The following is a 25,127-nucleotide window of genomic DNA, read 5'->3' as shown; positions in this document are numbered from 1 at the left end:
GCTTCAACAAGCTCAAGCACTTCCGCAGGTTCGCGACACGCTACGATCGACGCGCCAACCTCTATCTCGCATTCATCCACCTCGCCGCAATCGATCTATGGCTGCGTTGAATGTGGATTCGTCCTAGTCTGGTCTTGCGACCGTCCTCTTCGTCCGTCTGACGCACGATCAAGCCTAATCCGCCAACGCGGCGTAGTCGTCGTCATGCAGAGCCTCGGGCTTCTTCGACATCGATTCGTCCAGGATTGAATAATATCGTAATACGATATAATAGGAGCGCGCCGCCCTAAAGGACAAAGATGAGCTTTCCCTCCCGCTCCGCCGTCGAGAGCCACCGCCTCGCCGATCACAGCGCCGATTTCAGGATGATTCTGCTCGCCGCGATGGCGGCGCCCGTGGGCGCCGGCGGCGCCTGCGGCGCATGGGTTCTGACGAAGCTGATCGCGCTGGCCGCCAACGTCTTCTGGCTCCGCCGGTTTTCGACGGCGCCGGCGTCGATCGCCGACGCCGCGCACGGCTGGAGCACGCTTTTCATTCCCGTAATCGGCGGCCTTGTCATCGGGCTCATGGCGCGCTTCGGATCGGAGAAAATCCGGGGCCATGGCATCCCTGAGGCGATCGAGGCGATACTCTACGGAGAAAGCCGGCTGTCGCTGAAAGTGGCGATCCTCAAGCCTGTCTCCTCGGCGATCTCGATCGGCAGCGGCGGCCCGTTCGGCGCGGAAGGGCCGATCATCATGACGGGCGGCGCAATCGGCTCTCTCTTCGCGCAATGTTTCCACCTGAGCGCCGCCGAACGCAAAACCCTGCTGGTCGCGGGCGCCGCCGCAGGCATGACGGCGATCTTCAACACGCCGCTCGCGGCGATCCTGCTGGCGGTCGAGGTGCTGCTGTTTGAATGGAAGCCGCGCAGCTTCGTTCCTGTGGTGGCCGCGGTTCTTGTCTCCTCGGTTTGTCGCCCGCTGATGATAGGCGCAGGGCCCATGTTCACGTTCGCGGCCGCGACGCCGTCCGCCGCATGGGCGGTCGCCGCGGCTTCGGGAGTCGGAGTCATTTCAGGTCTGCAGGCCACGTTGGTCTCGAGCGCCCTCTACAGGGTCGAGGATGTCTTTCATCGCCTGCCCATTCACTGGATGTGGTGGCCGGCGATCGGCGCCGTCGTGGTCGGCTTTGGCGGACTGATAGACCCTCGCGTTCTGGGCGCCGGCTACGCCAATATACAAGCGTTGCTCGACAGTTCGTTGACGACGCAAGCTGTGATCACGCTGCTGGCGGTGAAGGCGGCGGTGTGGCTGGCGGCTTTGGGATCGGGCACTTCGGGCGGCGTGCTGGCCCCGCTGCTCATCCTGGGCGGCGCCTTGGGCTGTCTCGTCGGCTACGCCCTTCCGGGCGACGCAGGCCTTTGGGCGATGGTCGGAATGGCCGGAATCATGAGCGGCGCCATGCGCGCGCCGATAACAGGCGCGCTGTTCGCCGTCGAGCTGACGGATCATTTCGAGGCGTTGCCGCTCACCATCGCCGCAGCCGGCGGCGCCTATGCGGTGAGCGTTCTGCTCATGCGGCGCTCCATCCTCACCGAGAAGCTCGCGCGGCGCGGGCGGCATATCCTTCAAGAATACACGGTCGATCCCCTCGACTTCATGCAAGCCCGGCAACTGATGACCTGCAACCCGGCGACGCTTCCGGGAAGCATGCTGGTCTCCGACATGCTGGCGTTCTTCGGCAAGGACGCGACGTACCGGAGCTACCCTGTAGTCGACGACGAGGGCCGGCTCCTCGGTCTTGCGTCCCGCACGGACGCATTGCGGTGGCAGGGCCGCGACAGTCCTGCGGCGACGCTAGCCGAAGCGCTGTCGGACGCTTCGCTGCCCGTCGCCTATCCCGATACGCCCAGCAGCATTCTCGCGGACCTCATCATCGAGACCGGCGTCGGACGCATTCCGATCATCGATCCTGCGACGCGCCGCGTCGTCGGCATCCTCTCGCGGCAGGATCTTCTCCAGGCCCGCCATATCCACCGCAGGGCCGAAACACATCGCAGCCGCTTCGACGAGCGACGAGGCCAATAGATCATGATTTCATTCGCGCGAACCGCCGTCCAGTGGGACGCCGAGCGAACGGGCCGAGCGGCTTTCTAACCCTTCTCCGCCAGCGCGGCGACGATCGCCTGCGTCAGCGTCGCGAGCTCGTCGTCGGAAATGGTGAAGGCCGGCGTCAGATAGACGATCCGGCCGAACGGGCGCACGAATACGCCGCGCTCGACGAAGCGCCGCTTCAGCCCGGCGAGGTCGGAAATCTTTTCGAGCTCGACGACGCCGATCGCCCCCATCGCGCGCACGTCGACCACGCCCTTCAGATCGCGGCAGGGCTCGAGCCCGCGCGCCAGCAGGGCGGAGACATGCGCGACCTGATCGAGCCGCGGCTCGCGCTCGAAGAGGTCGAGCGAGGCGTTGGCCGCAGCGCAAGCGAGCGCGTTTCCCATGAAGGTCGGCCCGTGCATCAGCGCATGCGCCGGATCGTCCGACCAGAAGGCGTCGAACACCTCGCCCGTGGCGATGGTGGCGGCGAGCGGCAGGGTTCCGCCGGTCAGCGCCTTGGACAGGGTCAAGATGTCGGGGACGACGCCCGCCGCCTCGCAGGCGAACATCGTCCCGGTGCGGCCGAAGCCGGTGAAGATCTCGTCGAGGATGAGCGGAACGCCGATGCTGTCGGCGGCGCGGCGCAGGCGGCGCAGGACTTCGGCGTCGTGAAAGATCATGCCGCCCGCCCCCTGGACCAGAGGCTCGGCGAGGATCGCGGCGAGTTCGCCCTCATGCGCGGCGAGCGCCGTCTCGAACGCCTTTTCGCTCTCTTCGTCGCGCGGCAGGTCGACGACGACCTGCGCCGGGACGACGCCGGCGAAGGCCGCGTGCATACCCTCGTCGGGATCGCACACCGACATGCAGGCGAACGTGTCGCCGTGATAGCCGCCGCGGAAGGAAAGGAATTTCACGCGGCCGCGCTCGCCCCGGTTGAGATGGAGCTGCACGGCCATCTTCATCGCCACCTCGACGGCGACCGAGCCCGAATCGGTGAAGAAGACGCGGTTCAAGCCGCCCGGCGCGAGCTGCGCGAGCCGTCGCGCGAGGGTCAGCGCCTGCTCGTGGACGAGGCCGCCGAACATCACATGCGGCATCGCCTCGAGCTGGCGGCGCACCGCCTGCGCGATATGGGGATGATTGTAGCCGTGGCAGGCCGTCCACCAGCTGGCGATCCCGTCGACGAGCTCGCGCCCGTCGGCGAGTTTTATGCGCGAGCCTTGCGTCGCGACGGCCGCCAGCGGCGGCGGCGTCGTCTTCATCTGCGCATAGGGCAGCCAGACATGGGGCAGCCCTTTCGCGAACCAGGGCGGAGGCTCGATCATTCCTGAAGCTTCCCGCGTCGCGCCGCGCATTTGATCCGGCGCGCCGATTGCGCGAAAACCGCGTAAGTCAACACGGCCTTCCGCGTCAAACGCGCCGGCCCGCCCGCAGGCGCCTATGGACTCCCTCGACCGTTTCGCCGCGCAAAAGCTCGAGGAGCTCGAGGCCGCGCATCTGCGCCGCCGGCTCGTCCCGACCGCGCGCGAGGACGGGGTCCATGTGCTGCGCGAGGGGCGCCGGCTCGTCTCCTTCGCCTGCAACGACTATCTCGGCCTTTCCCATCATCCTGAGGTCAAGGCGGCGGCGGTCCGGGCGATCGAGCGCTACGGAACCGGCGCCGGCGCCTCGCGCCTCGTCACCGGCGACTGCCCGCTCATCGAGGAGCTGGAGGAGCGGCTCGCGCGCTTCAAGGGAAGCGAAGCGGCGATCGTGTTCGGCTCGGGCTATCTCGCCAACGCCGGGATCGTCCCGACGCTCGCGGGCGAAGGCGACCTCATCCTCATCGACGAGCTGGCGCACGCCTGCCTGTTCGCCGGAGCGCAGCTTTCCCCGGCGAGGACGCTGCGCTTCCGCCACAACGACGTCGCGCACGCCGCCGAACTGCTCGAAGCCCATCGCGGCGGCGCGCGGCGCGCGCTGATGCTGACCGACGGCGTGTTCTCGATGGACGGCGACCTCGCACCGCTCGCCAGGCTCGCGGCTCTGTGCGCGGCGCATGACGCCTGGCTGATGAGCGACGACGCGCACGGGCTCGGCGTGCTGGCGCAGGGGCGCGGCTCGGCGGCGCTCGCAGGCTGCGCGCCGCCCCTGCAGATGGGCACGCTGTCGAAGGCGGGCGGCGGCTATGGCGGCTATCTCGCCGCCTCGCGCCCCGTCGTCGAGCTTCTGCGCACGCGCGCGCGCACTTTCGTCTATTCGACCGGCCTGCCGCCGGCGAACGCGGCCGCCGCCCTCGCCGCGCTCGAAATCATCGAATCCGAGCCGACGCTGACCGCCCGCCCGCTGGCGCGCGCCCGCGACTTCTGCGAGGCGCTCGGCCTGCCCGCGCCGCAAAGCCCGATCGTGCCGCTCGTGCTCGGCGCGCCGCAGGCGGCGCTCAACGCCTCGGCGCGGCTCAAGGAGGCCGGCTTCCTCGTCGTCGCGATCCGTCCGCCGACGGTGCCAGAGGGAACGGCGCGCTTGCGCTTCGCCTTCAGCGCCCTGCATGGCGAGGACGACGTCGCCCGCCTCGCGCTGGCCGTCGCCGAAATCGGGCGCGCGGCGTGAGCGCCTGCTTCGTCACCGGCTCCGGCACCGACGTCGGCAAGACCTTCGTCGCCGCCGCGCTCATCCGCGCGCTGCGGGCGATGGGGCGCGGTTGCGCCGCGCTGAAGCCGGTGGTCAGCGGCTTCGATCCGCTGGCGCCTCAGGGGAGCGACCCGGCCGTGCTGCTCGAGGCGCTCGGCCTTGCGCCGGACGAGGAGGCGATCGCGAAAATTTCGCCGTGGCGCTTCCGCGCCCCGCTCTCGCCCGACATGGCGGCGGCGCGCGAAAACCGCGCCATCGATTATGACGAGCTCGCGCGCGCCTGCCGGCGCGCCGTCGCCGCCTCGCCGGGCGTCCTGCTGATCGAGGGGGCGGGCGGCGTCATGGTCCCGCTCGCGCCCGGCCGCACGACGCTCGACCTCATGACCGCGCTGCGCCTGCCGCTCGTCTTCGTCGCCGGCTCCTATCTCGGCGCGATCAGCCACGCGCTGACGGGGCTCGAGGCGGCGCGCTCGCGCGGCCTTGCGGTGCGCGCCGTCGTCGTCAACGAGACGCCGGGCTCGGGCGTCGGACTCGAGGAGACCTGCGCGGCGGTGGCCGGCTTCTGCGCCGCGCCCGTGCTGGCGCTGCGGCGCGGCGAGGACGCGGCGCAGGCGCTCGCTCCGCTCGCGCGGGCGCTGTAGCGTCGAGGCGGACGTTCACACGACGACCGTCAGCCGCTCGGCGGCCCGCGTGACGCCGGTGTAGAGCCAGCGGCTGCGATGCTCGCGGAAGGCGGCGCTCTCGTCGAACAGGGCGACCGAGCCCCATTGCGAGCCCTGCGCCTTGTGCACGGTGAGCGCGTAGCCGAAATCGAACTCGTCCGACTCGCGGCGTTGCTGCGGCGTCAGCTCCTCCTCGCGACCCAGAAAAAACTCCGGCCGCACGCCGACGCGCAGCGGCTTGCGCGCAGGCTCGTCCTCGGGCGTCACATGCAGGACGAGCTTCGCCTTGCGCGTCGTCCCGGCGGTCTTGACGGTCCACACGCCGCCGTTGAGCAGCCCCTTGGCGCTGTCGTTGCGCAGGCAGACGAGCCGGTCGCCCGCCTCGGGAAGCTCCGAGGCGTAGCCGTAGAGCTCGCGCAGGCGCCTGTTGTAGGCGCGCCGCGTGCGGTTGACGCCGACGAGCACCTGGTCGCAGGCGGTCACCGTCGCCGCGTCGATGTTCCCGCGCCGCACGACCTTCGCCTCGCCCCAGTCGCCGGGCTCGAGGCGGGCGCCCTCGCGCACCTGCATGGAGAGGCGGATGATCGGATTGTCCGCCGCCTGGCGGTGGATTTCGGTCAGCATGACGTCGGGCTCGGCGTCGGTGAAGAAACCGCCGCCGCGCACGGGCGGCAGCTGCGCCGGATCGCCCAGCACCAGCACCGGCTTGCCGAAGGAGAGCAGGTCGCGCCCGAGCTCCTCGTCGACCATCGAGCATTCGTCGACGACGACGAGGCTCGCCTGCGCGAGCGCGGAGTCGGCGTTGAGCGTGAAGCTCGGCGCCTCGTCCTCGGCCTCCATCTCGCGCGGACGGTAGATCAGGCTGTGGATGGTGCGGGCGCCGCGGCAGCCGCGCGCGCGCATCATCAGCGCCGCCTTGCCGGTGAAGGCGGCGAAGATCGTCTCGCCGTCGACGTCCTCGGCGACGCGGCGGGCGAGCGTCGTCTTGCCGGCGCCGGCGTAGCCGAACAGGCGGAACACCTGCGCCTGCTTCCGCGTCGTCCATTCGGCCCGCTTCAGCCAGGCGGACACCTCCTTCAGCGCGCGGTCCTGCTGCGGCGAGAGGCTCATGCGCGGCGGCTCGCCCGATTTCGGCGCTGGCGCAACCCAGGCGGCTTCGCTAAGCTGCGCCGCGCGCGCCGCACGAAAGAGAAAGCCGTGCACCCTTCCATCCCCGCCAGCCCCCGCCTCGCCCGCCTCGTCGCAGTCGGCCTCGCCGCAACGCCCTGCGCCGCGCGGGCGCAGGATGCGCCAGCCGCCCCCGGCGGGTCAAACCTCGTCCTTTCGGCCGTCGCGGACGGCGTGCAGATCTATGTCTGCGCGAAGAAGGGCGACGCCTTCGTCTGGACCTTCGACGCGCCGGCGGCGGCGCTGTTCGACGCCTCGGGCCGCGAGATCGGGCTGCACGGCAAGGGGCCGGTCTGGCGTCTGTCGGACGGCTCGGCGGTCGCCGGCGAGACGGTCGAGACGCGGCAGGCGCCGGACGGGCGCTCGATTCCCTGGCTGACGCTGAAGGCGACGGCGCATCCGGGCGATCCCGGCAGGCTCAGCCGCGTGACGAGCGTGCGCCGGATCGACACGGTCGGCGGCCTCGCGCCGCAGGGCGGCTGCGACGGGGCGCGCCTCGGCGACACGGCGCGCATGCGCTACTCGGCGCGCTACGAATTCTACGGCGACAATTGACCTACATGAACAGCCGGCCCTGCGGCATGCCCGCGTAGAGCTGCGCGACGAACTCGCCGTAGCCGTTGTAGATCAGCGTCTTGCGCCGCTCGCCCGCGCCAAGGACCTCCTCGCTCGCCTGGCTCCAGCGCGGATGCGGCACATCCGGGTTGACGTTGGCCCAGAAGCCGTACTCCGACGCCTGCAGCCCCTCCCAGAAGGTCTTCGGCTTCTCCGCGACGAAGGAGATCCGCACGATCGACTTGATCGACTTGAAGCCGTATTTCCACGGGACGGCGAGGCGCAGCGGCGCGCCGTGCTGGCGCGCGAGCGGCGCGCCATAGGCCCCCGTGACGAGGAAGGCGAGGTCGTTTCCCGCCTCCTCGATGGTCAGCCCCTCGACATAGGGCCAAGGGTAGAAGGCGCGCTGGCCCGGCGCCATGGCGCGGTCGAGGAAGGTCTCGAAGCGGACGAATTTCGCGCCCGAGAGCGGGCGCGCCGTCGCGACGAGGCTTTTCAGGGGAAATCCCGTCCAGGGAATGGCCATCGACCAGGCCTCGACGCAGCGATGGCGGTAGAGCCGCTCCTCGAGCGGAAAGGCGCGGACGAGGTCGTCGATTCCCATCTCGCGCGGGGCCTCGACGAGGCCGTCGATCTTCACCGTCCACGGCCGCGTCCTCAGCGCCTGCGCCGCGGCGGCGATGTCCTTGACCATGCCGAATTCGTAGAAATTATTGTAATGGGCGTTGATCTCCTGCGCCGTCACCGCGCGGTCGAGGACGTAGGCGCCGTTGCGCCTCGCCGGATAGAGGTCGGCGGTCGGATCGGGCGGCGCCGGCGCGGCCGGCTTCTCCTCCCCGCCGAACCATGAGAAGGCGGCGGCGGGCCGCGTCGCCGCAACGACGAGCCCGGCGACGCCCGCCTCGAGCGCGCTCCGGCGCGAGAAGGCGATTTCAGGCGGCGTCGCCTCGCTCTCGGGTATTTCCCAGCCCTTGCGGCGATGAAAGCGCATGGCGTCGCTCCGTGCGTGTGAACTGCGCGAGATTACGTCGGCGCGACGCGCTTTGTTGCGGACGGCGCGGTCACGAGCAGGTGAACGGCGCGCCTCGCGCCCAGCCTGGCCGCGACGCAGGCGTTGCCAAACCGCTTCGGGCGTGCGTTCATGGCCGCGACAGCGCGTCGCACGCTGAATGTCGGCCCCCGTCCCGGAGGCCGTGCGCGTGCGCGTGAAAAAATGCGCGTGGAGGAGAAAATAGTGAGCGACAGACTTCCGACCGACGGGACGGCTGCGGCCGGAGCCGTCGCGACGCCTCCAGAAGTCAGAAGCGTTTCGACCGAAGACATCCTCGACGCGCTGCGGCGGGGCTGGCGCGACTTCGAGGAGGCGCCGTTCCATGGCCTCGTGTTCGGCGCGGTCTACGCTCTCGGCGGCCTGGCGCTGGCCTTCTGGGCGTTCGAGAGCGGCCTCAGCTATCTGATGTATCCGGCGATCATCGGCTTCGCGATGCTCGGCCCCTTCGCAGCCGTCGGCCTCTACGAGATCGCGCGCCTGCGCGAGAAGGGCGTGCGGCCCACCTGGGGGGCGATCCTGCGCACGCTCAAGGCGCAGGGCGGCGCGGAGCTCGCCTGGATGGCCTTCGTCACCCTCTTCGTGTTCATGGCGTGGATGTATGCGGCGCAGCTGCTCGTCGCCATCTTCTTCGGGCTCGACCATTTCTCGACGTTCGGCGAATTCCTTTCGCTCATCGCCACGACCGGCGAAGGCTGGCTGTTTTTCGTGATCGGCAACGCGCTCGGCGCGGCGGCGCTGTTCGTGGTGTTCTCCCTGACGGTGATCTCGGTGCCGCTGCTGCTCGACCGCGAGGTCGACTTCGTCACCGCCATGCTGACCAGCCTGCGCGCGGTCGCGACGAGCCCGAAGCCGATGCTGGTATGGGCGGGAATCGTCTTCGCGATCCTGCTCGTCGCCGCGCTGCCGGCTTTCCTCGGCCTTCCCGTCGCCATCCCCGTGCTCGGCTTCGCCACCTGGAGGCTCTACAGGAAGATCGTCGCGCAATAGAACGGGAGCGCGCCGCCTCCGGCTAGCGGCCGAACGCGGCGGGACCGAAGGCGTGAGGCAGAAGCGCGCGCGCGGAGAAGGCGAGGCGCGTTCCGTCCGGCCCCATGACATGGACGACCGGATCGCCGTCGCCGGCGAACTCCAGGATGCGCTGGCGACAGGCGCCGCATGGCGTCGTCAGCGTCCCGGCCTCCCCGACGACGGCGATCTCGACGAGCCGCCGCTCGCCGGCGAGGGCCATCGCCGCGAGGGCGACGGCCTCGGCGCAGACGCCGACCGGATAGGAGGCGTTCTCGACATTGGCGCCGCGAAAGATCGCGCCGCCCGCCCCGCGCGCCGCGGCGCCCACGCGAAAGCGCGAATAAGGCGCGTAGGCCTTCGCCCGCGCCGCCGCCGCGGTTTCGAACAGCTCGTCGAGAGCGGCGTCAGGATCGCGCACGGCGATTTCCTTGAATAAAGGCGCGAAAGAAAACGGCGGCCGGACGGCCGCCGCTTCCTTGCTCCATACAGGCCTGGCGCGCCGCCCGGAAGCCGGCGCCCGAACCCTAGTCTTCGCCCGTCTTCTTCGGGCCGCCGTGGGAGGCGTGGCCGCCCTTGCGGCCGGCCTCGGACGCGAGCATGTGGTTGCGCGAGAAGCTGCGCTTATTGGGGTTCACGCTCTGCCCGCCCTTGCGGCCCGCCTCCGCGGCGAGGCCCGGGTTCTGCGAGAAGCTACGCTTCTCATGCGGAACGCTCTCGCCGCCCTTGCGCGCGATGGCGCGCTGTTTCTCGGGATCCATCGAGGCGAAGCCGCGCGTAGACGTCTTCTTCGGGGTTTCGACTGCGCTCATGATCATGTCTCTGCGAAAATCGAACTGAGTTGCAGATGTAATGTCTGGCGCCGGCAAAGGTTGCGCAGATGTGATCAAACTCACGTCATGGAGGCGGCGGCCGTGTGGCCGTTAGTAGCCGACGCCGAGGATGATCACCCCTGGGCAGGCGATCGAATCGCAGGGCCTTTGCGTCTGCGTCGCGCGCGCCTCGCGCAGCGCGCGGCCTTGCGCCGCGACCCGCAGGCGGCGCGCGATGCGCAAGGTCGCCTCCGGCGCGGCGGAAAAGACCGGCGAGAGCGGCGTCTCGCAGGCGTCGAAGGCGCGCGCCGGGGAGACGATGGCGAGCGCGGCGGCGAGCGCGGCCGCTCCCCGCGTCAGACCTCGTCCAGCAATTTCCGCCAATCCAGCGACCTCCGCGCCATCCGCGGCGAACGCGCGTCAAGCCGGAGGTTGCGGACGCAATCCGGCGCGACCAGAGCGCGCCGTCGCTTTCCGCACACTCCGCGCCGCGACGGGCGCGCTCCGTGCGCCTGCGCACATCGCGCGAGGCTCAGATGGGAAACGCGGCGCGGTCGGCGAAGATCCGCACGGCGCCGAGCGGCGCGTCGCGCGTCGCCGCGCTCGCCAGCACGCGCGAGGCGGGCAGGCTCGGGTCGCCGTCGAGAACGCGGCGCAGCGCCTGCCGCTTGGCCTCGCCGCAGACGAGGAAGGCGATCTCCGACGAAGCCTCGAGGGCGCGATAGGTGAGGCTCACCCGCGCCTCCGGCATGACGCCTTCGACGGCGACGGCGAGGCGCTCGTCGGCCGAGAGGGCCCTTGAACCCGGAAACAGCGAGGCCGTGTGGCCGTCGGCGCCGAGGCCGAGCAGGGCGAGGTCGAACAGCGGCCGGCCCGGGTCGAGTCGCGGCGCGCCGTAGAATTCATGCAGCAGCCTGTCGTAGCGCGCCGCCGCCTCCTGCGGCGTCGGCGCCTCGACATCGAGCGGATGCACCTGCTGGCGCGGGATGGCCACGCGGGCGATCAGCGCGTCCCACGCCATACGGTAGTTGCTGCGCTCGTCGTCGCGCGGCACGAAGCGCTCGTCGCCCCAGAACAGATGCACGCCGCTCCAGTCGACGCGCTCGCGCAGCGGCGCGGCGGCGAGGCGGGCGTAGACGTCGCGCGGGGTCGAGCCGCCGGAAAGGCACAGCGCGAAGCGTCCGGGCGCGGCGGCGATCCTGCCGGCGATCCAGGCGGCGGCGCGCGCGCCGAGGTCGTCCGCGTCCTCGGCGACGTCGATGATCGGCTCGAAGCTCATCAGGTCCTCGTTCGGCCAGCGGCTCCCGCGGCCGTCATTCGCCGCTCGAGGCGAGCCGGGTCGGCAGCAGGTCGCCGGTGCGCTCGAGCACCGGATAGGCGGCCGCCGAGACGATATGGCTGTTGATCATCTTCATGTCGCGCAGGAGGTCGAGGTAGAGGGAGCTCGTCTCGATGGCGTCGAGGCGTCCCCTGCGCATCGCCTCGAAATGGGCGCCGGTGGCGCGCGTCTCGGCGTCGCGGAAGGTCGCCTTCTCGGCCGCGAGCAGCCGCGCCGCGCGCGCGTCCTCGGTCATCAGCAGCGAGGCGCTGGCGCGCAGGTTGACGACGAGGCGCTCCATCAGGGCGCGGATCTCGTCCTCGCTCTCCTTCGGCAGCGCGAGGCCGCGCTTGAGGCGCTTGGCGGCGTGCGGCAACAGGCTGCGGTCGACGACGTCGCCGGCCTGCTCGAGATTGGTCGAGAAGACGAGGATCTCGGTCATCCGGCGGTGGTCGTCGCGGGAGAGCTCCTCATGGTCGAGCGAGGACAGATAGGCCTTGATCGCCCCGTTCAGCCGGTCGAGCACGTCGTCGAGGCGTCTTGCGTCGGCGATCTGGCGCCGGTCGCCCTGCACCAGCGCGTCGAGCGCCCCCGTCAGCATGGCCTCGAGCGCGTCGACGAGGCGCAGCGCCTCGCGCGCCGCGGCGCCCAGCGCGACGATCGGCGTCTCGCGCGCGTTGGCGTCGAGATAGAGCGGGCGCGAGGGATCGGCGGGAGAGATGCGCGCGGGGATGAGGCGGCGCAGCAGCGCCGCGTAGGGGGCGAGCAGCGGCAGGAAGAGCGCGGCCAGCGCGACGTTGAACAGCGTATGGAAGTCCGCCGCCGCCCGCGCCGGATCGGGCTCGAGCGTCACCATGAGCCGGCTCGCCGGCGCGAGCAGGGCGAGGCCCGCGGCGACGCCGAGCGCGCGGTTGAGGAGATTGCCGATGGTGAGCCGGCGCGCCGCCGCGTCGTCGCCCGCGGGGCCCTCCAGCACGGGATTGAGCGCCGTGCCGAAGTTGGCGCCCAGAATCATCGCGAAGGCGGTCTCCGGCGGCACGACGCCGCGCGCGGCGAAGGACATCACGAGCAGCACGACGGCGACGCTTGAATGCAGCGCGAAGGTCGCCGCGGCCGCGAGGAAGGCGGCGAGCAGCGGAACGCTCGCCACCGCGCCGAGGAACATGCGCAGGCTCGGCTCGTCCTCGTAGGGGGCGGCGAGGGCGATGATCTGATGCAGCGCCAGCAGCATCAGGCCGAAGCCGATGAACACGCGCCCGAGGTCATGGACGAGCGGCGAGCCGGCCCGGCGGAACAGGACGTAGCCGACGAGCACGAGCGCCGGCGAGAAGGCCGCGACGTCGAAGGAGAAGGCCTGCGCGATCAGCGTCGTGCCGACGTTGGCGCCCAGCATGACGGCGAGGGCCGGAACGAGGTCGACGAGACCGCCGGCGACGAAGCCCGCGGTCATCAGTCCGGTCGCGGTCGAGCTCTGCAGCGCGGCGGTGACGCCGAGGCCGGCGAGGAAGGCGCGCAGGCGCCCCTTGAGCGCGCCGCCGAGCACGGCGCGCAGCCGCGGACCGAAGGCCCGCTGCACGCCGGTGCGCACCATATGCGTCCCCCACAGGAGGAGCGCCGCGGCGCCGGCGACGCCGACGAGGGGAAGCGAAAAGTCCAACGAGCGCCCTTTCGCCAAAGGCGCCGGGCGGCTGTCTCCGCGCGGCCGTGGAATTTGCGCGCCGGGGCGCGCCAGCCGGGATGATAACGCGCCGCCGCGCGGCGCGCTACATATGCGCGAGGACGCCGTGCTCGCGCAGCCCCTCGACGACGCCGTTGAAGACGAGGCCGACGCCGATCGCCGAGACGAAGAAGCCGACGATGCGCGTCGCCGCGTCGATGCCCATCGGGCCGAGCTTTTCGGCGAGGCGGCCCGCGTAGGAGAGGCAGACGAAGGTGACGACCATCGCGGCGAGGATCGCGCCGGCGATCGCCGCGAAAGCCATGACCTCCTGCGGCGACTGGCGGATCTGCGACTGCATGCCGAGCACGGTGGCGATCGCCCCCGGCCCGCACATGATCGGCATCGCGAGCGGCACGAAGGCGACGTTCGCCGCGGCGCTGGACGACGCAGGGATGATCGAGGCCCCGGGCGAGGGCGCGAACAGCTCGAAGCCGATCTTGGTCAGGATGATGCCGCCGACGATGCGCACCATCGAGAGCGGCACGCCGAAGACGTTGAGGATGAACGCGCCGAATATCAGGAAGAAGAACAGCAGCAGCGTGGCGTAGACGCAGGCGCGCAGCGCGACGCCGCGATGGGAGGCTTGATCCTTGCCTTCCATCAGTTGCAGATAGACCGGCAAGGCTTGAAGCGGGTTGATGATGGCGAGCAGGGTCGTGAAGGTGCCGATGAAGAGCGCCCATTCCTTGTTCATGCCCGTCCTCCTCGCGTCATGGCTCAGCCTCTTGCCACGGGCCTTCCCGCCTCACAAGGGCGCCCGCCTTCTCGCCGCGTCCGCCGCCGTCTTTCTTTGCCCGGCCGCTCCCGCGCGCGCGGCGCAGGCGCTCGACGGCGCGGCGCTCCCCGTCGCGCTCGCGCTGCCCTTCGCGGGCCTGCTCCTGACCATCGCCCTCGCCCCGCTCCTCGCGCCGAAATGGTGGCACGCCCGCTATCCGCTCGCCGCCGCCGCCTGGGCGCTGGCCTCGATCGCCGCGCTCGTCGCGGCGGCGGGACCGTCCGCGGCGGCGGCGGCGCTGCTCCACGTCTTCGCGCTCGACTACGTCCCGTTCATCCTGATGCTGTTCGCGCTGTTCACATGCGCGGGCGGCCTCGCGCTCACTGGCGCGCTGCGCGGATCGCCGCTCCTGAACTGCGCCATCCTCGCGCTCGGCGCGGCGGCGGCGAGCGTCGTCGGCACGACGGGCGCGGCGATGATCCTGATCCGGCCGCTGATTCGCGCCAACGCCGGACGCCCGTTCAACGCCCATGTCGTCGTGTTCTTCATCTTCCTCGTCGCCAACGTCGGCGGCGCGCTGACTCCGCTCGGCGACCCGCCGCTGTTCCTCGGCTTCCTGCACGGGGTCGACTTTTTCTGGCCGGCGCGTCATCTGTGGCCGGCGACGCTCGGCCTCGCCGGCGCGCTGCTCGCGCTGTTCCTCCTCGTCGACTGGTTTTTCGCGCAGCGGGACGGGCTTCCCGGCGCAGCGCGCGAGGCGGGGGCCGAGCCGCCGGGCGTCGTCGGGCTCGTCAACGTTCCGCTCATCGCCTGCGTCGTCGCGGCGATCGCGGCGAGCGGGCTCCTGCGCTGGCCGCCGGCCTTCGAGGCGATGGGCGTCGCGGTCCCGTGGCGGAACGTGCTGCGCGAGGGCGTCATGCTCGCCGCAGCCCTCGCCTCGCTCCGGCTGACGCCGGCGGCGGCGCGGGCGGCGAACGGCTTCGACTTCGAGCCGATCCGCGAGGTGGCGATCCTGTTCGCCGCCATCTTCGCCTGCATCGTTCCGGTCATGGCCATGCTGCAGGCGGGCGGGTCGGGGATCTTCGCGCCGATCCTCGCCCTGCTCGAGCGGGCGGACGGCGCGCCGAACGCGGCCACCTATTTCTGGGCGACGGGGCTCTTGTCCTCGCTGCTCGACAACGCGCCGACCTATCTCGTCTTCTTCGAGCTCGCGGGCGGCGACCCGGCGCAGCTGATGGGCGAAGGGGCTCTGACGCTCGCGGCGATCTCGTGCGGGGCGGTGTTCATGGGGGCGCTCACCTATGTCGGCAACGCGCCCAATTTCATGGTCTACGCCATCGCCCGCGGCGCAGGCGTGAAGATGCCGGGATTTTTCGGCTACATGCTGTGGTCGGGGGCGATTCTTCTGCCGCTGTTCGCGCTGGTCACGCTCGTCTTCTTCCGTCAGGCGCCGGCCTGAGCGGACGCGGGAGGGGAGGCGAGGAGCGGGAAGAGGCGCGAGGGAAAGCGAAGCGGCGACGGCGGCGGAGCGCCGGTCCCGTCAGGTTCGATCCGCGCACGGCTAATCCGGCGCGCCGCCCGCCAGAGGCCGCGCAAGCGCGCCGATCAGAGGCCCCGGCGGAGCCGGGGCCGTCGAGGGCTCAGGCGGCCCGAAGATTGTCGGCGGAAGACTTGCCGGTGCGCTTGTCGGCGACGACCTCGAAGTTGATCTTCTGGCCTTCCTGCAGGTGACGCAACCCGGAGCGCTCGACGGCGCTGATGTGGACGAACACGTCCTTCCCGCCGTCGTCAGGCTGGATGAAGCCGTATCCCTTGTCCGGATTGAACCACTTCACAGTTCCAGTAGTCATTTAGTGCATCCCTAGAGTCTATTCAGGCGAGCGTCAGTCGATGACGCCGATGTCGCATCGTCTTTTTCAGAAGTCGTCAGCGGACGCAGAACTGCGATAGCCAAGTCGTAGGTCGAAAACACGACATTCTTCACCATACGGGCGGACCGCCGCGAACACAAGGGCGCTGCGGCGATTTGCCGACATGCCAGAAATTTGGATGTGGTGTATAAATTTTTGTCCCCCTCCGACGTCGCCGCCTCCCCGCCCGCGTCCTTTGCGTCCGCGCGGCGGCGATGCTATGCGGGCCGCTCCAAGACGACCCTTGCGAACGAATCTGGAGCGTGAAATGAGCGAGATCTGGCTGCGCACCGGCGAGGCGACCGTGCTCGCCGCCGAGGGCCAATTCACCGACGCCATGCCCGAGGTCATGATCGGCAGCGTCAGGGGTCCGGTCGGCCAGGCCTTCGCCGCCATGGCCGGACAGGTCGCCGGCCACCCGCGCATGTTCGTCATCCGCGACCTCAACCAGATGGTGCGGCCGGCGACGATGATGACCACCAAGGTCACCGTGAACTCGGCGGCCTACGTCGAACTGCTCGGCGGCGTGGTGCAGGGCGCGATCGGCGACGCCATCGTCGATTGCCTCGCCGAGGGGATTCTGCCGAAGGACCAGGCGGACGAACTCTGCATGATCGTCATGGTCTGGCTCGACCGCCGCTGCGCCGACGACCCCGACCTCGACCGCAGGGACCTCTACCGCGCCAATTACGAGGCGATGAAGCTCGCGGTCTCGCGCGCCATGAAGGGCGAGCCGACCGTCGACCAGTTGATCGCCAACCGCAGGAGCGTCTCGCATTACGCGCTGGAAGGCGTCATCGAGACCTGAGCGGGCGCGCCGCCCGCGTGCGCCCCTATTACGCCGGACCGCCGTCCGACCATTTCGACGGCGCGAGATTCTTCACGCCCGGCCCCGTTGCGGCGCGGCCGGCCTCGTCCTTCCTGCGCTGGCGGCTTTCGCGGGCGCCGGCGCCTTGGCCGAAGTCCGTTCCGAGCCCCTTCCGCGACGCGCCGCCGGAATGCGTCGAGGGCCTGCGCATCTGCCTCATCGGCCACGCGAGCCTGCTCATCCAGGCGGACCGCCTCAACATCCTCGTCGATCCGGTCTTCTCAATGCGCGTTGGGCCGTTCGGGCGCTTTGGGCCAAAACGCGTCAACGCGCCGGGCGTCGCCTTCGACGACCTGCCGCCGATCGACGCTGTCCTGATCACCCACGCCCATTACGACCATCTCGACCTCGCGAGCCTCAGACGGCTCCAGGCGACGCATCGGCCGCGCTTCCTCGTCCCGCTCGGCGTCGACGAAATTCTTCGGCGCGGCGGGGTGACCGGCGCGAAGGCGCATGACTGGGGCGGGCGCGCCGCGCTCTCGGAGAGCGTTTCGGCGCGCCTGACGCCGGCGCGCCACTGGTCGGCGCGCACCCCCTTCGACCGCAACCGCTCGCTCTGGTGCGGCTTCCTCATCGAGGCGAGGGCGGGCAAGGCCTATGTCGCCGGCGACACCGGCTATGGCGACGGCGCGTTTTTTCGCGCGCTGCGCGAGACTCATGGCGCGCCCGATGTCGCGGTGCTGCCCATCGGCGCCTACGCGCCGCGCTGGTTCATGGCGCCGCAGCACGTCGATCCGCGCGAGGCGCTGGCGATCCTTGAGGCGTGCGGCGCGGCGCAGGGGCTCGGCGTCCACTGGGGAACCTTCAACCTCTCCGACGAGGGGCCGGACGATCCCGCCGTCGAACTCGCCGAAGCGTTGCGCGCGAAAGGCGTCGCGCCGGAAAGATTTCTGGCGCTGCGGCCCGGGCAGGCGTGGACGCGCGATCTCAGCACTCGGTAAAATTGACGGCGAGCCCTCCGAGCGAGGTCTCCTTGTACTTGCTCTGCATGTCCGCGCCGGTCTGCGCCATCGTCGCCGCCACCTGGTCGAGCGACACGAAATGAACTCCGTCGCCGGCGAGCGCCAGCGAGGCCGCCGCCACCGCCTTCACCGCGCCGAAGGCGTTGCGCTCGATGCAGGGGATCTGCACGAGCCCGCCGACGGGATCGCAGGTGAGCCCGAGATGATGCTCCATGGCGATCTCGGCGGCGTTCTCGACCTGCGCGTTGGTTCCGCCGAGCGCGGCGGCGAGCCCCGCCGCGGCCATCGACGAGGCGACGCCGACCTCGCCCTGGCAGCCGACCTCGGCGCCCGAGATCGAGGCGTTCATCTTGAACAGCGCGCCGACCGCCGCCGCCGTCAGGATAAAGACGCGCTCGCCCTCGCGCGTCGCGCCGGGGCAGAGGTCGCGGTAATGGCGCAGCACGGCGGGCACGACGCCGGCGGCGCCGTTGGTCGGCGCCGTCACCACCCGCCCGCCGGCGGCGTTCTCCTCGTTGACGGCGATGGCGTGAAGGCTCAGCCGGTCCATCGCCTCGTGCGGCGGCCGCAGGTTAAGCAGCTTCTGCGCCTCGAGCCGCTCGGCGAGCCGCTTCGCGCGCCGGCGCACATGCAGGCCTCCGGGCAGCTCGCCCTCGAAGCGCAGCCCGCGGTCGATCGAGGCCATCATCGTGGCGACGACCAGCGCCACGTGGCGCTCGACCTCCCCGGCCGGGCGCAGCGCCGCCTCGTTGGCGGCGACGATTTCGGCGATCGAAAGCTTTTCGCGCGCGCCGACGGCGAGCAGCTCGCCGGCGTCGGCGAAGGGGTAGGGAATCGCGGCCTCGAGCGCCGGCGGGGCGTCGGCCTCGTCCTCGCGCATGACGAAGCCGCCGCCGACCGACAGCCAGCGCTCCTCGCGCAGAAGCTCGCCGCCCGCGTCGAAGGCGCGCAAGCGCAGGGTGTTCGGGTGGCGCGGCGTCGCCGTCATCTTGTCGAAGACGATGTCGAGCGCGGGATCGAAGGCGATCTCCCGCGCTTTCAGAAGCGTCAGCCTGCGCTCGCGCCCGACGGCGGAGAACAGCGTCTCGGCCGCGTCCGGATCGACCGTCTCCGGCTCTTCGCCGCAAAGGCCGAGGATCGCCGCCTTGTCGGTGGCGTGGCCGCGCCCGGTCCAGGCGAGCGAGCCGTAAAGGTCGACGACGACGCGCTCCGTCGCCGCCAGAAGGCCGTCGCGCGCAAGCCCGCGCGCGAAGGCGAGAGCCGCCTTCATCGGGCCCACGGTGTGCGAGGAGGAGGGCCCGATCCCAAGCTTGAAGATGTCGAAGACGCCGATCACGCCGCCGCCTCGCGGCGGAGCCGGCGGGTCGCGACGCTAAGGACGCTCATGCGGATGACGCTCCAGCGCGGCGCGGTCCCAACGCCCGAAGCCGGCCGCCGCCTCATATGCGCTTTGCAAGAAACGCGTCAAGGAGGCCTCGGGCGAGGCCGCCGCGCGCACGCGGTCATATGGCAGGATGAATTCGTCGGCCTTCCTGCTGAAAAAGGCGGCTTCCGGCTCGACGGCGGCCTCGGCGAAGCGCCGCGGGACGGGCCACGCGCCGCAATAGAAGGCCGCGCCGCCGCGTCCGCCGCAGCCCGGCCGGAAGCCGGCGGTGAAGACCTCATGCGAATAGGCCTCGCGCATCGCCGCAAGGGGCAGGTTCGGCGCGCCGCCCGGATGCGGCGGCGCCGCGCGTCCGGAAAACCGCGTCACGGCGAGGTCGAAACTGCCCCAGTAGAACTGCGGCGGCGAGGCCTTGCCGACGAAAAGCGCCCGGAACTCCTCGAACACGCGGCTCGCCGACAGCAGCGCGGCCCAGAATCGCCGCGCCGCCTCGCCGTCATAGGCGCGGGGGGCGCCGTCCCGCGCGAAGGGGATCGCGTCGGCGATCTCGTTCGGCCGCCCGGAGATTTCAACCCCGAGGCCGATCCCGGCGAGCCCATCCATCAGGGCGCCGTAAAACTGCGCGATCGGGCGCGCTTCGAGCGGCAGCGCGAAACGCGCGCCGTCGCTCGCCTCGACGACCAGCTCGCCGGCGAGGAAGTCGAAGCGAATCTCGAAGCCGCGTCCTTCGTGGAACATCAGCCCGGTGGCGAGGCCGCGGGCGTCGACATGGAGCGTCGCGGTCCAGCAATGGTTGAGCCGGGGAAAGCGGCGCAGGCGCACCTTGCCGACGATCTGCGTCATCAGGCGCAGCGTCGGCGCAGTCTCCCGCCAGGCCGCGCAGTCGAGCTCGGGCCATGGGTCGGGGGCGCGCCGGATCGCCTCGGCCGGAACTTGCGTCATGGCCCTGACACTCGGCTCCGCCGGGCTCGCGCGCAAGCGCCAAGGACGCAGAATGTGGTTTTCTCCGCGGCCGGGGACGCCGCAGCGGATTTTCCCGCCGTCGTAATTTTTCCCTGAGAAATAATAATTCTTTATGATAAACTGAACGCTCTCGTCCGAAAGGCCCGCGTCCCGCTCGCCCGGCGCCGGGCCGCCGCAACGTCTGGAGCGCCGATGCGCATTCTCGTATTTCAACATCTCGCCGTCGAGCATCCGGGCTCGTTCCGCAGCTTCTGGGCGCAGGCGGGGCACGAGTGGCGCGCGGTGGAGCTCGACGAGGGCGAGCCGATCCCGGCGCTCGAACCGTTCGACCTTCTCGTCGTCATGGGCGGGCCGATGGACGTGTGGGAGGAGAAGCCGCACCCCTGGCTCGTCCCTGAGAAAGAGGCGATCCGCCGCTGGGTCGGGGAGCTCGGGCGGCCCTATCTCGGCGTCTGCCTCGGCCACCAGCTGCTGGCCGCCGCGCTCGGCGGCGAGGTCGGGCTGATGGCGCGCCCGGAGGTCGGCCTCTCGACGGTCGACCTGACGCCGGCGGGACAGGAGGACCCCCTGTTCGCGGGCTTCGCGCCGAGCTTCACGACCTTCCAGTGGCATGGCGCCGAGGTCTCGGGCCTGCCGAAGGACGCCGTCATCCTCGCCGGCAACGCGGCCTGCCCGGCGCAGGCCATTCGGGTCGGGCGCCGCGCCTACGGGCTGCAGTTCCACACCGAGATCGAGCCCTCCGCGATCGGCGAATGGGAGGAGATCCCGGAATACCAGGCGAGTCTCCGGAAAGCGCTGGGACGCGAGGCGGCGGCGCGGCTGGGGGAGACGGTCGCGCCGGAATTTCCGGGGTTCGAGGCGGCGGCGCGGCGCGTCAACGACCATCTGACGCGCCTCGTCGCGTCCGCGGCGCGGGCGTAAGCCGCCCTTCGCGCCGCGGGCCCTAACGCCGGAAGGTCAGCACCAGCACGTCGCGCAGGGCGTGCGAGGTCTCGTCCTGCGGCGTTACCGGCGTCACGCCGTGGAAAACGCGCGCGTCGTCGACGAAGGCCGCGTCGAGCGGCGCCGTCAGGGTGAAGGCGCCAAGCTCCTCGCCGGCGAGGCTGTGGATCGTCGTGCGCCCGCTCTCGACGTTGACGCGCTTGACGAGCAGCACCATCACCCAGTCGACGCCGTCGCGGTGCAGGCCCTCGGGCGTCGGCCGCCCTTCGGCCTGCGCCGTCGCCTCGATGCGGAACTGGTGCGCCTCGACGTGCCACGCCTGCGGGCGCTCCCGCCGCGGCGTCAGCGGGTCGAACAGCGCGAAGCACGCGCGGATCGCCGCGAGCATCGCCGGATGGCGCCCCGCCGCCTCGCTCACCGGCGCGAACCAGCGCTCGATCCCGCCGTTCAGCGGATTGTAGTCCATGCTCTGGTAATGCGGCTGGTGCGGCTTGCGCGTCGCCCCTTGCGCGTCGACGGCGTAGGCGGCGAAACGGCGGCGGCGATAGCGGCCGCCGTCGGCCATGTAGCGGTCGACGCCGAGATCGTCCCAGGTCGCGGCGAAGCTCTCCCAGCCGGAGAAGCCGAAACCCTCGAAAGCCGCGCGCGTGCGCGGCGCCAGCGAGAAGGCGAAGCCGTCCCGCTCGAGCGGGCGCGCGATCCCCGGAAGGGGAGCGTCGAGGGTGCTCTCCATGTGCGTCCCGTCTTGAAGCCTGCGCGGTTTCCGGCCGCGCGTCGGCGCTCTATACGACCTTCGGCGCGTGAAGACGAGCATATTGCGCAAAAACGCGCCGTCCGCGCCGCGGGCGCGCGGCCGAGCCGGAGCTTTCCGCGTCCGCGGACGTTATGAAGGAAGCAGTCGAGGAGCGCGGCATGAACACCATCGTCTATAAAATCGTCGAGCATGACGGCGGCTTCGCCTACAAGGTCGGCGACGTCTTCTCCGAAACCTTCCGCACCCATGCGCAGGCGCTCGCCGCGGCGAAGCTCGCCGCCGCCGAGCAGCGCGCCCCGGGCGAGGCGGCGGAGATCGAATACGAGACCGAGCAGGGAAAATGGATGACCGAGCACGCGGACGGCTCCGACCGTCCCTCGACCGAGGTGCTGGACTGAAATAGGTTTCCCAAAAGGAGGAAAGCCATGTTCGAGGCCGTGCTCGTCGAGAAAAGCGGATCGGGACAGGCGCGGCTCGCGCGCCTCGACGACGACGCCCTGCCCGACGGCGACGTGCTCGTGCGCGTCGCATGGTCGACCCTCAACTACAAGGACGCGCTCGCCGTCACTGGCAAGGGGCCGATCCTGCGCAGCTTCCCGATGGTTCCGGGCATCGACCTCGTCGGCGTCGTCGAGGACTCGCGCGATCCGGCCTGGAAGGCGGGCGACCGCGTGCTCGTCAACGGCTACGGGATCGGCGAATCCTGGTGGGGCGGCCTCGCCGGCAAGGCGCGCCTCAAGGGCGCATGGCTGCTCGCCCCGCCTTCGAGCCTCACCGCGCGGCAGACCATGGCGATCGGCACGGCGGGCTATACGGCGATGCTGTGCGTGATGGCGCTGGAGCGCTGCGGGCTCTCGCCCGACAAGGGCGACGTGCTGGTCACCGGCGCCTCGGGCGGGGTCGGCGGGATCGCGATCGCGCTTCTCGCGCGGGCGGGCTATCGCGTGATCGCCTCGACCGGGCGGCTTTCGGAGGAAGCCTATCTGAAGAGCCTCGGCGCCGCGGAGGTGGTCGACCGCGCGCAATTCTCCGCGCCCGGCGCGCCCTTGCAGAAGGCGCGCTTTTCTGGCGCGATCGATTCGGTCGGCAGCCACACCCTCGCCAACGTCTGCGCCAGCCTGAAGGAGGACGGCGTCGTCGCCGCATGCGGCCTCGCGCAGGGCATGGACCTGCCGGCGAGCGTCGCGCCCTTCATCCTGCGCGGCGCGAGCCTCATCGGCATCGAATCGGTGCGCCGCCCGATGGGCGTCCGCGTCGAAGCCTGGAGCCGCCTCGCCCGTGAGCTCGACGGCCAGAAGCTCGAGGCGATGACGCAGGAGATTGCGCTCTGCGAGGCGATTCCCGCCTCGGCGCGGGTGCTGGCGGGCGAGGTGCGCGGGCGGCTGGCGGTGGCGGTCGATCCGCAGGCGGCAGGGTGAGAGGGCGGCTCCGGCGCCTGACGCCGGGCCGCCGATTTTGCAGACGTCCCGGCGCCCGCCCTACCGCCGCGCCTCGGACAGGTGGTCGAAGCGCCTTTTGTAGGCGCCAAGGCCCATGGTGTCGGAGCGCAGCTCCATGATGAGGTCGTGCAGCTCCGCCTCGGGAGCGAGCGCCTCGACGTCGTCCCAGCCCGGCCAGCCGGGCTTCTCATGATAGCCCATGATCTGCCCGCGCCGGCCGCTGAGCAGCTTTTGCACGGCGGCGGTGAAGGCGTTGGGGGCGCTGACCACGACATGGTCGACCGGCTCGAGCAAGACGGGATCGGCCTTCGCCAGCGCCTCGGCGACCGCCGCCTTGGTCGCCGCGCGAAACGCCATGTCGGACGAATCGACGGAATGGAAGCCGCCGTCGACGAGCGTGACGGCGACGTCGACCACCGGATAGCCGAGCGGGCCCTTGCGCATCGCCTCCTCGGCCGCCTCGCGCACCGCGGGAATGAAATTCTTCGGCACCGAGCCGCCGACCGTCTTGTCGAGGAAGGCGAAGCCCACGCCGCGCGGGCGCGGCTCGACCTCGATCTTCACGTCGGCGAACTGGCCGTGGCCGCCCGTCTGCCGCTTCAGCCGCCCGTGCTGCGAGACGGCGCGGCGGATCGTCTCCTTGTAGGCGATGGAGGGCGTCGCGACGGCGACCTCGACGTTGTGGACGGCGGCGAGCCGCTCGATCGCGGCGGACAGATGAAGCTCCCCCTGCCCGCGCATCACCGTCTCGCCGGTTTCGGGGCGATGCTCGACGCTGAGCGAGGGGTCGTCCTGCGCGAGCTTCGTCAGCGCGGTCGAGAGCTTGACGTCGTCCTTGCGGTCCTTCGGCGCCACGGCGAGCTCGTAGACCGGCTCGGGCGGGCGCGGAAACGGCGCGGCGTCCTGCGCCAGTCCCCCCAGAAGGTCGCCGGCGCCGACCCCCTCGAGCCGGCCGAGCGCGACCACTTCGCCGGCCTGCGCCTCGCTGGCGCGGGTCTGGTCCGCCCCGGCGAAGCGGTAGAGGCCGCCCACCCTGACCTGACCGGCTCCGCCGCCCTGGCCCGCTCCGACCTGGCCGAGCGTCGCGCCGTCGCGCAGCACGCCGCGCCACACGCGCCCGAAGCAGAGCCTGCCGCCCTGCGCCGTCTTGAAGATCTGCACGGCGGGCGCCTCGTCCGGCTGGCCTTCCCCCTCGCCCGCGAGCCCGCGCCGGCGCGCCGTCTCGGCGGCGGGCGGCGCGTCGTGGCGCAGCGCCTTCCACAGCCGAAAGACGCCGTGGCCGCGGTTGGCCTGGCCGATCAGCGCCTCGACGATCTGGTCGCCGGACTGGTCCTTCGAGATATGCGCGTAGAGCTCGTCCGCGCCGGGCTCGACGTCCTCGAGGATCTTTTCGAGCAGCGCGTCGTCCTGGTCGGCGAGCGCCTCGGTCAGCTCCTCGTGCGCCTTGCGCTCGTCGTCGCGCAGCGCCTCGGGCAGCTCGATCGGCTGCGCCGCGTCGCGCTCGCCGTAGCGGAAGGCGCGGCCGGTGACGACGTCGACATAGCCGATCACCGCGTCGCCGGCGCGCATCGGCAGCTGGCGCGGGGCGATCCGGCGCGCCGAGGCGCCCTGCAGCGCATGCAGCAGCGCGTCGAAGGAGCCGTCGAGCTGGTCGATCTTGTTGACGAACACGAGATGAGGCAGGCGATGCGCCTCGAGCGAGCGCATGAGCGGCTCGAGCGCTCCGAGCCGCGCGGCGCTCGGCTCGACGACGACGACGGCGAGGTCGACGGCGGTCAGCGCCGCCTCCGTCTCGAAGGCGAATTCGATCGAGCCGGCGCAGTCGAGGATCGACCAGCGCTCGCCCATGAACGCGCAGTGGCCGAGGCGGATTTCGCTGCGCGCCTCGCCGCGGGCCTCGCCCCTGTCGGCGCGCGGACGGCGCACCGGCTCGCCGGCGGCGGCCATCAGCGCGTCGAAGAGGGTGGATTTGCCGGCGCCCTGCGGGCCGACGAGGGCGATGGAACGGGGCCCGGCAGGGTGCTCGCAGGTCATGACGCCTTCTCCCGACGCCCCTTGATCGGCCATGGCCGGCGAGAGGCGTCCGTCGCGGCGGCCCGATGCTTGTTGCTTTTGCGCCAGTTTTCGGGCGATCGCGCGGCTTGTCAATCGCGCGCCGCGGCCGGAGCTGGCGCGCGACTTGCTGGACGCAAGAGCCCCTTGTAGGGCATAC

At 70.9% G+C, this 25,127-nt stretch carries 25 protein-coding genes and 1 pseudogene; 12 read left to right on the top strand and 14 right to left on the bottom strand.

Annotated elements, in window-relative coordinates:
• Both ACE3OG_RS04435 and ACE3OG_RS04430 read left to right on the top strand, forming a co-directional pair.
• Positions 1-110: pseudogene (locus tag ACE3OG_RS04435) on the top strand (IS5/IS1182 family transposase); the annotation flags it as partial.
• A gap of 255 nt (positions 111-365) precedes the next feature.
• Positions 366-2,069: a chloride channel protein gene (locus ACE3OG_RS04430; RefSeq protein ID WP_374306307.1), complete on the top strand. Its 1,704-nt coding sequence runs from the start codon at positions 366-368 to the stop codon at positions 2,067-2,069.
• A gap of 65 nt (positions 2,070-2,134) precedes the next feature.
• Here the strand turns inward: ACE3OG_RS04430 and ACE3OG_RS04425 are convergent, their stop codons facing one another.
• Positions 2,135-3,403, bottom strand: coding sequence for an adenosylmethionine--8-amino-7-oxononanoate transaminase (locus ACE3OG_RS04425; protein WP_374306306.1), 1,269 nt, complete (start codon positions 3,401-3,403; stop codon positions 2,135-2,137).
• Between the two features lie 115 nt (positions 3,404-3,518).
• Here ACE3OG_RS04425 and bioF point away from each other — a divergent pair, with 115 nt between their 5' ends.
• Both bioF and bioD read left to right on the top strand, forming a co-directional pair.
• A complete protein-coding gene (bioF, locus tag ACE3OG_RS04420; RefSeq protein ID WP_374306305.1) occupies positions 3,519-4,667 on the top strand; it encodes an 8-amino-7-oxononanoate synthase in 1,149 nt (382 codons plus the stop codon).
• A complete protein-coding gene (gene bioD, locus ACE3OG_RS04415; protein ID WP_374306304.1) occupies positions 4,664-5,329 on the top strand; it encodes a dethiobiotin synthase in 666 nt (221 codons plus the stop codon). Before bioF ends, bioD begins: the two co-directional genes overlap by 4 nt.
• 15 nt (positions 5,330-5,344) lie before the next feature.
• On the opposite strand, the gene ACE3OG_RS04410 is transcribed toward bioD, so the two are convergent.
• On the bottom strand, positions 5,345-6,460 hold the full coding sequence (locus ACE3OG_RS04410; RefSeq protein WP_374306319.1) for an ATP-dependent RecD-like DNA helicase: 1,116 nt from the start codon (positions 6,458-6,460) through the stop codon (positions 5,345-5,347).
• Between the two features lie 87 nt (positions 6,461-6,547).
• Between ACE3OG_RS04410 and ACE3OG_RS04405 the strand changes: the two genes are divergently transcribed.
• Positions 6,548-7,072: a DUF3455 domain-containing protein gene (locus ACE3OG_RS04405; RefSeq protein ID WP_374306303.1), complete on the top strand. Its 525-nt coding sequence runs from the start codon at positions 6,548-6,550 to the stop codon at positions 7,070-7,072.
• A gap of 1 nt (position 7,073) precedes the next feature.
• Here ACE3OG_RS04405 and msrP read toward each other — a convergent pair whose 3' ends face one another.
• The gene (gene msrP / locus ACE3OG_RS04400) at positions 7,074-8,063 is read right to left on the bottom strand and encodes a protein-methionine-sulfoxide reductase catalytic subunit MsrP (protein ID WP_374306302.1); all 990 of its coding nucleotides are present in this window, start codon (positions 8,061-8,063) and stop codon (positions 7,074-7,076) included.
• A gap of 243 nt (positions 8,064-8,306) precedes the next feature.
• On the opposite strand from msrP, the gene ACE3OG_RS04395 reads away from it, so the two are divergent.
• Positions 8,307-9,110, top strand: coding sequence for a DUF2189 domain-containing protein (locus tag ACE3OG_RS04395; RefSeq protein WP_374306300.1), 804 nt, complete (start codon positions 8,307-8,309; stop codon positions 9,108-9,110).
• A gap of 22 nt (positions 9,111-9,132) precedes the next feature.
• On the opposite strand, the gene ACE3OG_RS04390 is transcribed toward ACE3OG_RS04395, so the two are convergent.
• From ACE3OG_RS04390 to ACE3OG_RS04365, 6 genes are all read right to left on the bottom strand, one after another.
• A complete protein-coding gene (locus ACE3OG_RS04390; protein ID WP_374306299.1) occupies positions 9,133-9,549 on the bottom strand; it encodes a cytidine deaminase in 417 nt (138 codons plus the stop codon).
• 106 nt (positions 9,550-9,655) lie between these two features.
• Positions 9,656-9,940: a KGG domain-containing protein gene (locus ACE3OG_RS04385; RefSeq protein WP_374306298.1), complete on the bottom strand. Its 285-nt coding sequence runs from the start codon at positions 9,938-9,940 to the stop codon at positions 9,656-9,658.
• Between the two features lie 111 nt (positions 9,941-10,051).
• Positions 10,052-10,324 carry a hypothetical protein gene (locus ACE3OG_RS04380; RefSeq protein WP_374306296.1) on the bottom strand — a complete coding sequence of 91 codons (273 nt, stop codon included), beginning with the start codon at positions 10,322-10,324 and terminating at the stop codon, positions 10,052-10,054.
• A gap of 148 nt (positions 10,325-10,472) precedes the next feature.
• On the bottom strand, positions 10,473-11,219 hold the full coding sequence (gene pgl, locus ACE3OG_RS04375; RefSeq protein ID WP_374306295.1) for a 6-phosphogluconolactonase: 747 nt from the start codon (positions 11,217-11,219) through the stop codon (positions 10,473-10,475).
• Between the two features lie 34 nt (positions 11,220-11,253).
• On the bottom strand, positions 11,254-12,915 hold the full coding sequence (locus ACE3OG_RS04370; protein WP_374306294.1) for a Na/Pi cotransporter family protein: 1,662 nt from the start codon (positions 12,913-12,915) through the stop codon (positions 11,254-11,256).
• A gap of 106 nt (positions 12,916-13,021) precedes the next feature.
• Positions 13,022-13,672, bottom strand: a complete 651-nt coding sequence (locus ACE3OG_RS04365) for a MarC family protein (protein ID WP_374306293.1) — start codon at positions 13,670-13,672, stop codon at positions 13,022-13,024.
• Here ACE3OG_RS04365 and ACE3OG_RS04360 point away from each other — a divergent pair.
• Entirely contained in the window at positions 13,671-15,152 is a 1,482-nt protein-coding gene (locus ACE3OG_RS04360) for a sodium:proton antiporter (protein WP_374306318.1), read from the top strand. The genes ACE3OG_RS04365 and ACE3OG_RS04360 overlap by 2 nt on opposite strands.
• A gap of 181 nt (positions 15,153-15,333) precedes the next feature.
• Here the strand turns inward: ACE3OG_RS04360 and ACE3OG_RS04355 are convergent, their stop codons facing one another.
• Positions 15,334-15,543 carry a cold-shock protein gene (locus ACE3OG_RS04355; protein ID WP_374306292.1) on the bottom strand — a complete coding sequence of 70 codons (210 nt, stop codon included), beginning with the start codon at positions 15,541-15,543 and terminating at the stop codon, positions 15,334-15,336.
• Positions 15,544-15,871: 328 nt separating this feature from the next.
• Here ACE3OG_RS04355 and fae point away from each other — a divergent pair, with 328 nt between their 5' ends.
• The gene (gene fae / locus ACE3OG_RS04350) at positions 15,872-16,411 is read left to right on the top strand and encodes a formaldehyde-activating enzyme (RefSeq protein ID WP_374306290.1); all 540 of its coding nucleotides are present in this window, start codon (positions 15,872-15,874) and stop codon (positions 16,409-16,411) included.
• A gap of 17 nt (positions 16,412-16,428) precedes the next feature.
• Positions 16,429-17,412, top strand: a complete 984-nt coding sequence (locus ACE3OG_RS04345; protein ID WP_374306289.1) for an MBL fold metallo-hydrolase — start codon at positions 16,429-16,431, stop codon at positions 17,410-17,412.
• Here ACE3OG_RS04345 and ACE3OG_RS04340 read toward each other — a convergent pair.
• Positions 17,399-18,769 carry an L-serine ammonia-lyase gene (locus ACE3OG_RS04340; protein WP_374306287.1) on the bottom strand — a complete coding sequence of 457 codons (1,371 nt, stop codon included), beginning with the start codon at positions 18,767-18,769 and terminating at the stop codon, positions 17,399-17,401. The genes ACE3OG_RS04345 and ACE3OG_RS04340 overlap by 14 nt on opposite strands.
• Before the next feature lie 36 nt (positions 18,770-18,805).
• Positions 18,806-19,759 carry a DUF5996 family protein gene (locus ACE3OG_RS04335; RefSeq protein ID WP_374306285.1) on the bottom strand — a complete coding sequence of 318 codons (954 nt, stop codon included), beginning with the start codon at positions 19,757-19,759 and terminating at the stop codon, positions 18,806-18,808.
• 213 nt (positions 19,760-19,972) lie between these two features.
• On the opposite strand from ACE3OG_RS04335, the gene ACE3OG_RS04330 reads away from it, so the two are divergent.
• On the top strand, positions 19,973-20,701 hold the full coding sequence (locus ACE3OG_RS04330) for a type 1 glutamine amidotransferase (RefSeq protein ID WP_374306283.1): 729 nt from the start codon (positions 19,973-19,975) through the stop codon (positions 20,699-20,701).
• Positions 20,702-20,723: 22 nt separating this feature from the next.
• Here ACE3OG_RS04330 and ACE3OG_RS04325 read toward each other — a convergent pair whose 3' ends face one another.
• Positions 20,724-21,455 (bottom strand): 2OG-Fe dioxygenase family protein, encoded by a 732-nt coding sequence (locus ACE3OG_RS04325; protein WP_374306282.1) that lies wholly within the window; start codon positions 21,453-21,455, stop codon positions 20,724-20,726.
• Positions 21,456-21,607: 152 nt separating this feature from the next.
• On the opposite strand from ACE3OG_RS04325, the gene ACE3OG_RS04320 reads away from it, so the two are divergent.
• Both ACE3OG_RS04320 and ACE3OG_RS04315 read left to right on the top strand, forming a co-directional pair.
• Positions 21,608-21,874 (top strand): hypothetical protein, encoded by a 267-nt coding sequence (locus ACE3OG_RS04320; RefSeq protein WP_374306281.1) that lies wholly within the window; start codon positions 21,608-21,610, stop codon positions 21,872-21,874.
• A 27-nt stretch (positions 21,875-21,901) separates the two neighbouring features.
• A complete protein-coding gene (locus tag ACE3OG_RS04315) occupies positions 21,902-22,894 on the top strand; it encodes an MDR family oxidoreductase (RefSeq protein ID WP_374306280.1) in 993 nt (330 codons plus the stop codon).
• A gap of 60 nt (positions 22,895-22,954) precedes the next feature.
• Here the strand turns inward: ACE3OG_RS04315 and ACE3OG_RS04310 are convergent, their stop codons facing one another.
• Complete coding sequence (locus ACE3OG_RS04310; RefSeq protein ID WP_374306279.1) at positions 22,955-24,949, bottom strand: elongation factor G; 1,995 nt, start codon at positions 24,947-24,949, stop codon at positions 22,955-22,957.
• Positions 24,950-25,127: the final 178 nt, after the last annotated feature.

It is taken from the genome of Methylocella sp., from assembly GCF_041905455.1.
Classification (GTDB): domain Bacteria; phylum Pseudomonadota; class Alphaproteobacteria; order Rhizobiales; family Beijerinckiaceae; genus Methylocapsa.
Note: the sequence above shows the minus strand (reverse complement) of the source record. Positions and strands in the feature narration are given on the sequence as shown.

Bases quoted from the DNA above. Each gene is read 5' to 3' on its own strand.
- ACE3OG_RS04430 (WP_374306307.1), top strand. From the start codon at position 366: ATGATTCTGCTCGCCGCGATGGCGGCGCCCGTGGGCGCCGGCGGCGCC.
- ACE3OG_RS04365 (WP_374306293.1), bottom strand. From the start codon at position 13,672: ATGAACAAGGAATGGGCGCTCTTCATCGGCACCTTCACGACCCTGCTC.
- ACE3OG_RS04325 (WP_374306282.1), bottom strand. From the start codon at position 21,455: ATGGAGAGCACCCTCGACGCTCCCCTTCCGGGGATCGCGCGCCCGCTC.
- ACE3OG_RS04425 (WP_374306306.1), bottom strand. From the start codon at position 3,403: ATGATCGAGCCTCCGCCCTGGTTCGCGAAAGGGCTGCCCCATGTCTGG.
- ACE3OG_RS04315 (WP_374306280.1), top strand. From the start codon at position 21,902: ATGTTCGAGGCCGTGCTCGTCGAGAAAAGCGGATCGGGACAGGCGCGG.
- ACE3OG_RS04310 (WP_374306279.1), bottom strand. From the start codon at position 24,949: ATGACCTGCGAGCACCCTGCCGGGCCCCGTTCCATCGCCCTCGTCGGC.
- ACE3OG_RS04320 (WP_374306281.1), top strand. From the start codon at position 21,608: ATGAAGGAAGCAGTCGAGGAGCGCGGCATGAACACCATCGTCTATAAA.
- ACE3OG_RS04410 (WP_374306319.1), bottom strand. From the start codon at position 6,460: ATGAGCCTCTCGCCGCAGCAGGACCGCGCGCTGAAGGAGGTGTCCGCC.
- pgl (WP_374306295.1), bottom strand. From the start codon at position 11,219: ATGAGCTTCGAGCCGATCATCGACGTCGCCGAGGACGCGGACGACCTC.
- fae (WP_374306290.1), top strand. From the start codon at position 15,872: ATGAGCGAGATCTGGCTGCGCACCGGCGAGGCGACCGTGCTCGCCGCC.
- ACE3OG_RS04385 (WP_374306298.1), bottom strand. From the start codon at position 9,940: ATGAGCGCAGTCGAAACCCCGAAGAAGACGTCTACGCGCGGCTTCGCC.
- ACE3OG_RS04330 (WP_374306283.1), top strand. From the start codon at position 19,973: ATGCGCATTCTCGTATTTCAACATCTCGCCGTCGAGCATCCGGGCTCG.
- ACE3OG_RS04335 (WP_374306285.1), bottom strand. From the start codon at position 19,759: ATGACGCAAGTTCCGGCCGAGGCGATCCGGCGCGCCCCCGACCCATGG.
- bioF (WP_374306305.1), top strand. From the start codon at position 3,519: ATGGACTCCCTCGACCGTTTCGCCGCGCAAAAGCTCGAGGAGCTCGAG.
- msrP (WP_374306302.1), bottom strand. From the start codon at position 8,063: ATGCGCTTTCATCGCCGCAAGGGCTGGGAAATACCCGAGAGCGAGGCG.
- ACE3OG_RS04355 (WP_374306292.1), bottom strand. From the start codon at position 15,543: ATGACTACTGGAACTGTGAAGTGGTTCAATCCGGACAAGGGATACGGC.
- ACE3OG_RS04360 (WP_374306318.1), top strand. From the start codon at position 13,671: ATGCCCGTCCTCCTCGCGTCATGGCTCAGCCTCTTGCCACGGGCCTTC.